At 31.6% G+C, this 12,865-nt stretch carries 8 protein-coding genes and 1 other RNA gene; 6 read left to right on the forward strand and 3 right to left on the reverse strand.

What is annotated here, in order from left to right:
* Positions 1 to 5: 5 nt before the first annotated feature.
* Both ITB9_RS07795 and ITB9_RS07800 read right to left on the reverse strand, forming a co-directional pair.
* A complete protein-coding gene (locus ITB9_RS07795; RefSeq protein WP_148638410.1) occupies positions 6 to 2,084 on the reverse strand; it encodes a carboxypeptidase regulatory-like domain-containing protein in 2,079 nt (692 codons plus the stop codon).
* Between the two features lie 64 nt (positions 2,085 to 2,148).
* Positions 2,149 to 3,354, reverse strand: a complete 1,206-nt coding sequence (locus tag ITB9_RS07800) for an NAD(P)-dependent oxidoreductase (protein WP_054851786.1) — start codon at positions 3,352 to 3,354, stop codon at positions 2,149 to 2,151.
* Between the two features lie 99 nt (positions 3,355 to 3,453).
* Here ITB9_RS07800 and ssrA point away from each other — a divergent pair.
* Positions 3,454 to 3,849, forward strand: a transfer-messenger RNA (tmRNA) gene (ssrA, locus tag ITB9_RS15350).
* A 34-nt stretch (positions 3,850 to 3,883) separates the two neighbouring features.
* Here ssrA and ITB9_RS07805 read toward each other — a convergent pair.
* Positions 3,884 to 4,906: a LacI family DNA-binding transcriptional regulator gene (locus ITB9_RS07805; protein WP_028291455.1), complete on the reverse strand. Its 1,023-nt coding sequence runs from the start codon at positions 4,904 to 4,906 to the stop codon at positions 3,884 to 3,886.
* Between the two features lie 118 nt (positions 4,907 to 5,024).
* Here ITB9_RS07805 and ITB9_RS07810 point away from each other — a divergent pair, with 118 nt between their 5' ends.
* From ITB9_RS07810 to ITB9_RS07830, 5 genes are all read left to right on the forward strand, one after another.
* Positions 5,025 to 7,691 (forward strand): TonB-dependent receptor domain-containing protein, encoded by a 2,667-nt coding sequence (locus ITB9_RS07810; protein WP_054851787.1) that lies wholly within the window; start codon positions 5,025 to 5,027, stop codon positions 7,689 to 7,691.
* Positions 7,692 to 7,788: 97 nt separating this feature from the next.
* Positions 7,789 to 9,093, forward strand: a complete 1,305-nt coding sequence (locus ITB9_RS07815; RefSeq protein WP_054851791.1) for a trehalase family glycosidase — start codon at positions 7,789 to 7,791, stop codon at positions 9,091 to 9,093.
* A 22-nt stretch (positions 9,094 to 9,115) separates the two neighbouring features.
* Positions 9,116 to 10,723, forward strand: a complete 1,608-nt coding sequence (locus ITB9_RS07820; protein WP_054851788.1) for a sodium:solute symporter — start codon at positions 9,116 to 9,118, stop codon at positions 10,721 to 10,723.
* Positions 10,724 to 10,731: 8 nt separating this feature from the next.
* Entirely contained in the window at positions 10,732 to 11,865 is a 1,134-nt protein-coding gene (locus ITB9_RS07825; RefSeq protein ID WP_054851789.1) for a glycerate kinase, read from the forward strand.
* A 1-nt stretch (position 11,866) separates the two neighbouring features.
* Positions 11,867 to 12,844 (forward strand): type I phosphomannose isomerase catalytic subunit, encoded by a 978-nt coding sequence (locus ITB9_RS07830; RefSeq protein ID WP_054851790.1) that lies wholly within the window; start codon positions 11,867 to 11,869, stop codon positions 12,842 to 12,844.
* The last annotated feature ends 21 nt before the right edge of the window (positions 12,845 to 12,865 follow it).

The raw sequence follows: 12,865 nt of genomic DNA on the forward strand, positions 1-12,865 counted from the left end.
AACCTTTAAAAATCTAAGGGATCGTTAGGATCGGTTCCATTAATTGCCTCTTGACAATCATCAACTCCGTCTCCATCACTATCTGCTGCATTAGGATCTGTAATATTACCATTTGGATCACAATTAGAATTAACATTGTTAACTCCTGTCAACTCCTCACAATCTGATAAACCATCTTGATCACTATCTATAGTATTTATTCCTAATAAATCAATTTGTCCAATATAAGATTGATCAGAAATAGTATTTGTAGATACTACAAACACCACATCAAGCATATTTGAATCATTGTAATAACTAGGATTTATTATAGAGTTTGCACCTGTTTCTGCATCTACTTCAGTTTCAAAATAAGTAAATACTGTATTTGGATACGTCGCTCCATAAGTTTCAGTTAAATCATATTGTAAATTAGAGCTATCACAATTATTAGCCCAAATCTCTGTACCAAAAACAACCACATCTACAGGATCTAAATAGTCTGGTATTTGATCTGCATCACTGTCTTCATTCATTGGGTTTCCGTCGTTATCATAATCTTCATCAATAGTATTTACACCATCATTATCATCATCTTCATCTAAATAATCTGCAATACCATCTTGATCTGTATCGTCATCATCTAGATTATTATTTCCGTTTAAATCTTCATTAAAATCTAATACACCATCAGCATCGCTATCTGTTAGATCTGTACATGACATTTCTGTACCTAAGTCCGTTAATGGATCAGTAAATGTACCTGTAACCACATCAGAACTTTGACCGTTTTCTAGATCAAAAAACTGCGCACTAAAACCAAGATCTGTATCACAATAATCAATAACTAAATTTAAATTCCCGTCAGTGACAGGTATAATACTTGATGAATTATTATAAAACAATTGTACATAACCATTGGTAGCTACTTCCCCTGAACAATTATTAAAAACACTTGTTAGGTTTGTAGTCATAACATTGGTATCTTCAACAGTAACTGTAATTGTAGTATCTTCAGAAAAAGGTCCAATGTTTTGTATATAATCATATCCAATACAACCAAAATCTGGTAGTACTAACGTTAAGGTTTCATCACTTGGTATTAAGCCACAAACACTACCATTTTGATTAGTTATACCTGAGGAAGAAGAATTCCAGTCTGTTAACTCACGTTGTAATTGCACATAAGTATTTTGTAATGGGTCTCCATTTTGGTTTACTAAATTAACACACAATTCTGACGAAGCAAAAGGATCATCACAATTCCAGAAACTAAAATGAGTGACTTGACCAACATATTTATCACCTTCTAAAGTTGCAAAACCTTCTTCTACCCAATAACCATAGACCTCATCAAAATACCATAATGGTATTGTTGAAGGAGGATTTACAGCATTAGCAGGAACAGGTATAGTTATTGTTGCTTCTGTACCATCAGCAATGTTAAGACTTTCTCCATCACTTGCAATTAACTCTACAGCAATCATTCCGTAGGTTTCTAAAACGCGTAAATCTCCACTTTCATTTTCAGCAATTAATGTTCCTGGCATTTGTAAATCCATAGTATCATCATCTGGATTAAGATGTTTTAATACAACCGAAACCTCTCCTTGATAGGCAAACCCATTTTGGTATTCATACGTACTTGGTAAATCTATTGATGTTCCATCAGGTAAACCAATATTAAATTCTTGTCCAGAGTATATAGTCGTTAAAGGCTCTGCATCAAGCATCATAATTTTTACTTGGTTAACTCCATCTGAAGGTACTAAAGACCTTGATCCATCTATAAATCCAGACTTACTAGCTTTGATGTAGGCAAACTTTTCATAAACTGTAGCTTCTTCAATCGAAAATACACCATTAGCATCTGTAAATGTTATTGAATTTCCTATTGAAATTTGTACTCCCGAAATTGGATTTCCAGCTTCATTTATAACATTACCCATAAAACGAGCAGATATTGATCCTCCAAAATTCTCTAAAAAGGGGTTACCAGTTGCACCATCAACTTGTTGTTGATTTAAGGGTGTGTTATTATCTTTTTCGCAAGCAAAAACAAATACTAACAATAGTATTGGTAGTAAACATCTAAGATTTTTCATTTATATCGTTTTGGTTATTGTAGTAATAGAACATCTCAAGTATTAAAACTCCTATCTTAAAATTTTATTCTTTACCATCCACATAATCTTGTAAATAACTAAAACGTTTAGTTAATTTACCAGCTTCTGTCATTTTAGCACGTTTTAAAACGCCGTGTTCGTCGTTGTTAAAAAATGCAGGTATAACGTGTTTTAAAAACATATCTCCAAAACCTTCACTGGCATCTTTAGGTAACTCACATGGTAAATTATCTACTGCCATAACAGTTATTGCGTTTTCAGCATCATAAGCAACTTCTGTTTCGCTAATTGGGTCATAACCATAAAATGGGTCTGCAATTGTAGAGGCTCTTAATGTTGACGCTACAGGACCATCAATATCACAAGAAATATCTGCAACTAAATTTATTTTAAATTCAGGATGCTTTGCATCTTCACGCGTAAATAAATAAGGAGCTCCATCGCCATAAAAATGACCTGCAATAAAAAATTCTGTCTCTTTTGCATAAGGCATAAAATTACTTTCATAACCAGATGCATCTTTATAAAAAGCCCACTTATCTCCTACTTTACCGTCTTTACGTTTAGCGTATTCCATAACATCTATCATGCAATACACAGGCTCAGTAAATTGAGACGTCAAATACAACGCATCACTAACCTGCTTAATCTTTAAATGGTCCAAAATTTCTTTAGCTCCTTTAGCTACTTTTCCGGATCCTGTTAATAGTATTTTCATGTTAGGTAACTTTATTTTATCTAGTTCTGACTTTACCTCATCTAAATCTTTTAAAGTTTCAACTTTAGGTAATTTAAATAATCCATCACGCAAACCTAATGCTCTAAATCCATTGTAAGCACCTACTAAACCTGCGTAACGTCCAAAACCTATTAAACGTGCTCCATTCTCTTTAACTATAGTTTCATGGTCATAAAGCTCAATGTTTTTTTTCAAAATAGCCTGTAACAATGTTCTGTTATATGGTTGTTTTTTTATTGTATGACTAAAGAAAAAGTATTTTTTATTAGGAATCAGTGCCTCTATTGGCACTTCTTTTACACCAAACATAACATCTGCATCCGAAACGTCTTCAGAAACAGTAATATTTTCTTGTTTATATTGGTCATTATTAAACACTCTTATATCTGAAGCCTCTACAACCAACTCAGCCTCAGGGTAACTCGTTTTTAATTGCTTTAAATAATTAGGAGAAAATACCACACGTCTATCTGGTGGATTTTTACGTTCTTTTATAATTGCGAATTTCATTTAAATATAATTGGTATAAAGTTTGCACTAAATTAAGAGTTAATGCATGGTTAAACAAACTTTTTAGTAATTTTGCATTCTTATAATTTAATTAAAAATGGGGTCGACTGGTTTTGACAGCGAGATTAATTAAACGGTAAGCACGTCGAGTAATGATTTTGAACTCGTTAAACGCTAAGTCAACTTTTTAATCGGCGAGAATAACTACGCTTTAGCTGCCTAATCTGAATTATAGTAGGATTAAGCCTCGGCTCACAAGGTGAGCAAGCTTTATGTCTCCGGAAAGCCTTGATTGACGGCGTTCCATTTTGAGGCATCGAAAATGTCAATATAGATTAAGTAGCGCTTTGATACTTTTTCGAAACTAAAAAAGATAAGTTAAAAGTGGGTTGTCTTTAACCAGCTTTTAATCGAAAACCTAAGAAAAGAATAAACGTGTAGAAAGCCCTTTGGTTACTTGTTTGGACGAGAGTTCGATTCTCTCCGACTCCACAAAAAACGCTATAAACAAAACATTTATAGCGTTTTTTTATGATTTAAAAGATGAATCTCTAATTACTATATTACTTTTTATTTCAACTAATTTACTGGTAATATTATCTTCAGGTAGATTTATTTCATTTATAAGATATTTAACTGCTGTACGACCAATTTTTTCTCCTGGCTGATCTACTGTCGTTAATTTAGGTTCAATTATAGTTGAGTAAACTGAGTTGCTAAATCCAACAACTGCTATATCTTCCGGAATTTTGACATTAAATTTATTAAGAGTTTGTATCACGCCAATTGCTGCTCCATCAGTTATTGCAAAAATAGCATCAGGACGCTCTTTAGAACTTAATAAAATATTAGTCATTCGTTTTCCTTCTTTTATTGATATATCTTCAACACTAATAACCATTTTAGGATCCAACGCTATATCGTGCTCTTTTAAAGCTTTTAAATAGCCTGAATAACGTTTTTCAGAATTATAAGAATATTCGCTTTCCTTAATTATTGCAATACGTTTTTTACCAATATTAATTAAATGCTCAACAATATTATAAGCTGCTTCCTCATCATTAATAGTAATTTGGGTACACGGAATTTTATTAGACACTTTATCAAATAAAACAATTGGAATATTATTTAAGGTTGCTAATATATGATCTACCTCTCTGGTGCGTTTGGTTAATGATGCTAAAATACCATCCACACCAAACTGAATCATTGTATTAAACATTTCCTTTTGTTTTTCAATATCATTATTTGACTCTGATATAATAACTCTAAACCCCTTACTCTCTGCCTCTTCCATAATACCTCTTACAATAGTGGTGGTAAAATAATGCGTAATATTTGGCACTATAACACCAATTATATTAGATCTATGTTTTCTAAATCCTTTTGCAAAAATATTTGGAACGTAATTTAGTTTTAAGGCTAAAGCTTTTACTTTTTCTTTAGTATCTATACTTATATCTGGATGATCATTTAATGCTCTTGATACTGTTGATATTGACAACTCTAACGTTTGCGCTAATTTTTTTAATGTTGTGACTTCTTTCTTCATTTAAAATAAAATTTCAAACGTTTTCGCAAACGTTTGCGTGTAAATATCATACTTTTTTACATACAAAAATGATTAATTCGTATTTATATTAGCATAACATTAACTAATTCTTAATAAAATGAAAAAACTAACGACCACTCTATTATTATTATTTTGTTGTTTTTCGATGTTTGCACAAACAGAAATATCAGGAACAGTAAAAGATAATTCTGGATTACCTATTCCTAATGCTAACATTTTAATTATTAACTCAAATGTAGGAACTTCAACTGATTTTGATGGAAATTTCCAGTTTACAGTATCTGACCTTACAGGTAGTAAAGAGTTACAGGTTTCTTACATTGGATATACTACTTTAATAAAAAAAATAAATTTAAACGGTAACCCAATTATACTTGATATTATTTTAGAAGAAGGTAATAATTTGGATGAAATTGTACTTACTGCTTCTTCTACTTTTAGATCACAAAAACAAGCGCCTTTGTCAATAAGTAGTAAAGGAATTAAAGAAATTACTAGATTATCTGCCAATAGTCAAGCAGATATTTTAAGAGATGTACCAGGTATTACTGCTGAAGGTGGTGGTGGAGAAACAGCAACCAACCTTTTTGTGAGAGGACTTCCCTCTGGTGGACAATATGTTTTTAACCCTTTGCAATATGATGGCATGCCACTTATGAGCACGTTTGGTTTAAACTCATCTGCACACGATGTTTATGCAAGACCAGATGTTGGTTTTAAAGGGGTAGAATTTGTTAGAGGTGGATCTGCTGTACTATATGGAGCAGGATCTGTTGCTGGTATTATTAATTACACTAGTAAAACAGGAGATTCTAATGACGAAAATTTAATTAACGTTGAATGGGGAAATAATGGAAGACTAAAAACCGATTTCTATACTGGTGGACAAGTAGGCAGTGAAGATTCTAATACCTACTATGCTTTTACTGGTTTTGTAAGAAAAGATGATGGACCAATTGAAACTGGACTAGCTACAAAAGGAGTTCAATTTAGAGGAAACATAAAACAAAAATTTGAGAATGGATCTTTTACTGTTCATGGTCAATACATTAATGATAAAGCACAATTTTACTTACCATTACCTCTTGATGGAGGGTTAAGAGAAAGATTAAATGGTAATGATGGCGAAGAGGTTAGCCAATTACTATCTGGTGAACTTGCTAACACTTCATTTTTAACACCTGGAGGAGTTTATGAAAGTCCTATTGAAGATGGTGTATACACTAAAGGTGGTTATCTTTTAGCTGATTTTAATTATAACTTAAACGATAATCTTAAATTTAAATCTAAAGTCAAGTACGCTAGCTACCAACACAATTTTGCATTATATGTAGGTGGTAGTGGTGACTATGGTAACCCTATTACTATAAATGATTATGTTGCAGCTGTCGCGCCAGATAATACCGCTTTTAGTGCAAGCTATCAAGGTGGAGCTGGTAACCAAATTAATGATAATGATTTGGTGGTAGAAAACTTACACGTTGACAGGTTAAGACCAATGACAGACTATTCTGGTGAAGCTAGTTTTATATTAAAATCTGATGATGGAATACATACTTATACAGCAGGAACGTTTTTAGCCAGAACAGAAGCCGAAGATGTAAATTATCAATACAGAGTACTATCAGAATTTAATAACAACCCACAACTTGTAAACCTAAGCTACACAGATGCTGGAGGAAATAATGTAATTTATTCTGAAGGTGGCTTGTATAACAGAATTGGTATGACTGCTAATAATTACTTAACACAAAGCAGAACTGCATTTTATTTGACAGATGAAATGGTTTTTGATAGATGGCGTTTTGATGTTGGTTTTAGAATAGAATCAACTACTGGAACATTCAGTAGAGGTGGTTTAGAAGAAACTCAGGTTTATGAAGATGCCGAATTAACAACTAACTTACAAAACGTACAATTTGCTGATGGTACTTTTACTACAGGTGAAATTAAAGATACAGATTGGGCAATATCATTAGCTGGTTTATACAAATTAACTGATGCTACAAACTTATATGCTAACTTTTCTAAAGGTTACTTTTTCCCACAACAACGTGGCTTTGGTCCTACTCCAGGAATAAGAGATACAAATTATGAGGCTGAAACAATTTTACAAGGTGAAATTGGTGCTAAATTTGGGGTTTCTAAATTTTCAGGATCAGTAGCTGCTTATTACGTTGGATTGAGTGATCGTATTCGAATAGATCAAGCCATTTCTGGTGGTCAATTAGTAGACCAAGCTAAAAGCGAACAATCTACACAAACAATAGGTTTAGAAGCAACTGGTAAATATAAATTTACAGATTATATAAATGTATCTGCTACCTTAACTTACCAGAACCACGAGATTACAACTAATCAAACTGAAGATTTAGTTAATGGTACAACAAGTACGATTAATGAAGGTAATGAAATTGGTAGACAACCCAACCTATTAGGAAACATTGGTATTAATTATGACAATAAAGTCTTTGACGCAAGCTTTGCAATCAACCACACAGGTAAAAAATTTACAGACGATACTAATAATGTAGAGTTAGACGCTATTACAATTGCAAGATTAGGCGCTGGATATACACTGCAAACCAACGAAGACACTTCGTTACGTTTTGGATTATCAGTATTTAATTTATTTAATAGTTCTGGTATTACAGAAGGTAATCCAAGAGCTGGTATTGCGGGTCAATCTGCAGATGGAGAGTTTTTTGTAGGAAGACCAATATTACCTAGACGTCTATTTTTAACAGCAACATTCAACTTTTAATTTACACTATTAATTAGTCTTATAACTCATCATTTTAATTATAAAAATGATGGGTTATTTTTTCCGAAATCAAAAAAACTTACAATCTTTAAAGTATATGAAGGATTTACAAAACAACGCTATTACAGTATTAAACAATAACTGGAAAGACAAATTTAGCATACCATGTGCCAAACTATACCCTTTTCAATGGTTCTGGGATTCAGGATTAATTGCAATTGGTTTTGCACATTTTGATATGCCTAAAGCAGAAAAAGAAATAGAGACATTATTAGACGCTCAATGGAGTAATGGGTTTATACCACATATTATTTTTCATACAGAAAGTGATTCTTATTTTCCTGGACCAGATTTTCATCGTTCAGATTTACATCCTCAATCCTCAGAAAAATATAAATCTACAGGTATGACTCAACCACCTGTAACAGGATTTGTGCTTCAGGATTTATACCGTATTAGTAAAAACAAAAAAGCAACGTTAAGTTTTATTGAAAGTACAATTGATAAAGTGTATAAAAACCACGAATACTTTTACAACCAACGTGATCCTCAAAATGAAGGTCTAGTTTATATCTACCATAATTGGGAATCAGGTACTGACAACTCCCCTATATGGGACGATATTTGGGACACCATGAATCCTCCTGAATATACTTTTGAAAGACGAGACACAACCCATGTAGATGCTACACAAAGACCCTCTAAAAGAGAATACGATCACTATTTACATATCATCGAAATAGCAAAACAAAATAATTATAACGATCAAAAAATAGCCCAACTTTCTCCGTTTTTAATTCAAGACCCATTGTTTAATGCAGTCTTACTTAAATCTAATCAAAGTCTTATTGATTTATACGGTATCATTGGTAACAATGAAGACAAAATTGAACAACTTCAAAAATGGCAGAAAAAAGGAACAGAATCTATTAATAGCAAACTTTACGATTCAGAATTGGGTGTATACGTGCATTATGATTTAAGAAACGAAAAATTATTAAGGCACATATCATCTTCATCTTTTACACCACTTTTCGCCAACTTACCTAGTAAAGAAAGAGCTAAAAAAATGGTTGACATTATGATGGCTAAATTTGGGGATTCAGACCAATACCTTTGTGCTTCTTTTGATCCTACAAGCGACAGATTTAATCCTAAAAAATACTGGAGAGGACCTGTATGGGTTAATCTAAACTGGATGTTATACTATGGTTTAAAACAAAATGGTTTTGATGATGTTGCAAAACGAATAAAAGAAGATACCATTGAAATTATTAAAAATAATGGCTTTTATGAATATTTTGACCCAAGAAAAGAAGCTCATAAAGATGGTAAAGCAGGTTATGGAGGACATAATTTTTCATGGAGTGCTGCATTATTTTTAGATTTAATAAACCAATAAACAATCAACTAATTAAAACCAGATGAATTATATAGACTACATCATAATTGTATTATACTTAATAGGATTTTTAGGGATTGGTTATTTTTTTAAAGAAAACAAAAACTCTAAAGATTACTTTTTAGGTGGTCAATCTATGGGTTGGTTTCCGTTAAGTTTATCAACTATGGCTACCCAATTGTCTGCCATAAGTTTTATTTCGGCTCCAGCCTTTGTAGGTCTAAAAGATGGTGGAGGATTACAATGGTTAACTTACGAGTTTGGCGTACCATTAGCAATGGCATTTTTATTAATTGCTATTATACCTACATTATATAAGTCAGGCATTGTAAGTGTTTACGAGTTTTTAGAACGTCGTTTTGATGCTTCATCTAGATTATTAATAAGTTTTGTTTTTCAAATAAGTCGCTCTGTAGCAACAGGTGTAATGGTTTACACTATGGCTCTAATATTACAGGCCACTATTGGAATAGAGTTTTGGATTTCAATATTAATTATTGGAGTTATAACCATGATTTATTCATTTCAAGGTGGTATGAAAGCTGTAATTTGGGGAGATGTTATACAAATGTGTATTCTATTTTTCGGAATAATAATTTGCCTATTTTATGGTTTAAGCGAATTAGGTGGTTATGATAAATTTATAACTCTAGTTGATAAAGACCGATTAACAGCTGTTGATTTTTCTAAATGGGGATTTAATAATGCCGATAAAAATGATGAGTTTGGTTTTTGGCCTATGATAATTGGAGGTTTCTTTTTATATGCGTCCTATTACGGAACTGATCAAACACAATCGCAACGTTTATTATCTGCAAAAGGACTACCAACTATTAAAAGGCTATTATTAGCTAATGGTCTATTTAGGTTTCCTATAACTTTGACTTACTGTATAATGGGACTAGTCTTAGGTACTTTAATCCTTCAGGATGCTAGTTTTCAAGAACTTTTAAACTCTATTTATCAAAGTAACATTACAAGTTTAGAAGGTAAAAAAGCCGATTTAATGGTACCTGTTTTTATAATTAAATACTTACCTAATGGCGTAATAGGTATTTTAATTGTAGCAATAATGTCTGCAGCAATGTCGTCTTTAAGTTCTACAGTTAATTCTTTATCAGCAGTCACTTTAGAAGATTTTATTAAACGATTTAAACCTGACATGCCAGATAATAAATATGTCCAATATTCTAGGTTTCTATCCGTTTTTTGGGGATTGGTTTGTTTGTTTTTTGCCTTTTTTGCTGGAAGTATTGAAGGTACAGTTATAGAGGTTATTAATAAAATTAGCTCTGTGTTCTATGGTCCTATTTTAGCAGCATTCATTTTAGCTATTTTAACTAAAAAAACACATGCATTAGGTGCTAATTTAGGAATTGTAGCTGGTGTATTATTTAATATTTATTTATGGTTATATGTACCAAGCATCTTTTGGTTTTGGTGGAATGCCATTGGGTGTATAATCACTATAATTATTGCATTAATTGTAAGTAAAATTATTAAAAAAGAAACCAAACCAGGTTTAGACATAACGGTTTATAAAGCAGGTAAAAAAGAAGTTATAATTTTACTATCTTACTTTATTTTTATTGTCTTTTTTGCCACGTATATTGGTAGACTTTTAAGCTAAAAAACAATATGAAAATAGTAATTGCTCCTGATAAATTTAAAAACTCTTTAACAAGTTTAGAGTTTTGTGATATTGTAGAAAAACAGATCAAAAAAGAAATCCCAAATGCAAATATTATTAAACTTCCATTAGCAGATGGTGGTGATGGCACGATAGATATTGTTAAGTATTATCTAAACGGAAAAACCATTAAAACCACTGTTAGCAATCCTTTATTTTCTGCAATTGAAGCCAGTTATATTTACGCTTCAAAAAATGAAACTGCTTTTATAGAAATGGCAGAAGCTTCTGGATTAAAATTGTTAAAACCCGAACAATTAGATTGTAAAATCACGACAACATTTGGTACTGGAGAACTTATTTTAGATGCTTTAAATAAAGGTGCAAAAAAAATCATACTTGGTATTGGCGGAAGTGCTACCAACGACTGTGGCATTGGTATGGCAACTGCATTAGGTTACCGATTTTTAGATAAAAAATTTAAAACCGTTAACCCGATTGGCAAAAATTTATCCTCTATCAAATCCATAGATATCTCTCAAGTTAACCCCAAAATTTTTCAAACAGAATTTCAAATTGCATGTGATGTTACCAATCCTTTATACGGAAAAAAAGGAGCTTCATATGTTTACGCAGCTCAAAAAGGTGCTAACAAACAAGACATATTACTATTAGATAAAGGTCTTAAGGATTTTTCTAGATTAATTAGTCTTATATTTAAAATAGACCCTCAAACAATACCAGGTTCTGGTGCTGCAGGAGGAATGGGAATTGCTTCTAAAATATTTTTAAACGGAAATCTTGAAAGTGGTAATAAATTAATCAAAAAATTATCTAATTTTGACAATCAAATTTTAAATGCAGATTGGATAATAACTGGTGAAGGTAAATTAGATAATCAGACCTTAGCAGGTAAAACTATTCAAGGTGTGTTAGATGTATCAACACAAAATAATATTAAGGTCGCAGTTTTTTGTGGTGCAATTGATATTAATGATAAACAATTAAACACCATGGGTATTAATTATGCCTCACAAATTATAACTGAATCAAAAAATTTGGATGATGCTATGCAAAACACTCGCATTCATCTTAAAGCTATTACTAAAAAATTTATTAGCCATATCAAACAACTAGCTTAATATGAAATTATATCCCTTAACTTTTAATCCTGTCTATAGTTATCGAATTTGGGGAGGAGATAAACTAAAAACAGTTTTAAATAAATCCTACACACAAGATAGTATTGGTGAATCTTGGGAAATATCAGACGTTAAAGACAATCAAACGGTTGTAAACAGTGGTAACTTAGAAGGTAAAACTTTAAAAGATTTAATTAAAACTTATAAAGCTGATTTTGTTGGACAAAAGGTTTACGATGCTTTTGGTAACGATTTTCCTTTATTAATAAAGTTTATAGATGCCAAGACACCATTATCCATTCAGGTACATCCAAGTAATGAGCTAGCTAAAGAAAGACATAACTCATTTGGAAAAAATGAAATGTGGTATGTCATGAAAGCTGAAAAAAATGCTGAATTAATTGTTGGTTTTAATCAAGATGTAGAAAAAGATCAATACATCAATAATCTTGAAAACAATACTTTAAATAAGATTTTAAATATTGAAACCGTAACTTCTGGAGACACCTTTTATATTCCTACGGGACGTGTACATGCTATTGGAGCTGGTGTTTTATTAGCAGAAATTCAACAAACTTCTAATATTACCTATCGTATTTATGACTATGATAGAGTTGATAAAAAAACAGGAAAAAAAAGAGAATTGCATACAGACTTAGCATTAGATGCTATAGATTATAATGTATACGACACTTATAAAACTAATTATAATATTACAACTAATGCACCAAGTCCTTTAGTTAAATCTCCATATTTTGAAACCAATATTATTGAGCTTAATAAAACTATAACTAGAGACCTAACAACTTTGGACTCGTTTGTTATTTATATGTGTGTTGAAGGTGAGGTTATAATTAGAGCCAAAAATGACACAATGGATTACAGTCTTAAAATGGGACAAACTATTATTATTCCTGCTTGTATTAACCATATCACTATACAAGCAAAAGCAGCTAAACTAATAGAAGTCTATTTATAGCATCACTAAAAAAATCCCAAT

The organism is Olleya sp. ITB9 (assembly GCF_001315805.1).
In the GTDB taxonomy this organism is placed as follows: Bacteria; Bacteroidota; Bacteroidia; order Flavobacteriales; family Flavobacteriaceae; genus Olleya; species Olleya sediminilitoris.

Bases quoted from the DNA above. Each gene is read 5' to 3' on its own strand.
- ITB9_RS07830 (WP_054851790.1), top strand. From the start codon at position 11,867: ATGAAATTATATCCCTTAACTTTTAATCCTGTCTATAGTTATCGAATT.
- ITB9_RS07810 (WP_054851787.1), top strand. From the start codon at position 5,025: ATGAAAAAACTAACGACCACTCTATTATTATTATTTTGTTGTTTTTCG.
- ITB9_RS07805 (WP_028291455.1), bottom strand. From the start codon at position 4,906: ATGAAGAAAGAAGTCACAACATTAAAAAAATTAGCGCAAACGTTAGAG.
- ITB9_RS07795 (WP_148638410.1), bottom strand. From the start codon at position 2,084: ATGAAAAATCTTAGATGTTTACTACCAATACTATTGTTAGTATTTGTT.
- ITB9_RS07815 (WP_054851791.1), top strand. From the start codon at position 7,789: ATGAAGGATTTACAAAACAACGCTATTACAGTATTAAACAATAACTGG.
- ITB9_RS07800 (WP_054851786.1), bottom strand. From the start codon at position 3,354: ATGAAATTCGCAATTATAAAAGAACGTAAAAATCCACCAGATAGACGT.
- ITB9_RS07820 (WP_054851788.1), top strand. From the start codon at position 9,116: ATGAATTATATAGACTACATCATAATTGTATTATACTTAATAGGATTT.
- ITB9_RS07825 (WP_054851789.1), top strand. From the start codon at position 10,732: ATGAAAATAGTAATTGCTCCTGATAAATTTAAAAACTCTTTAACAAGT.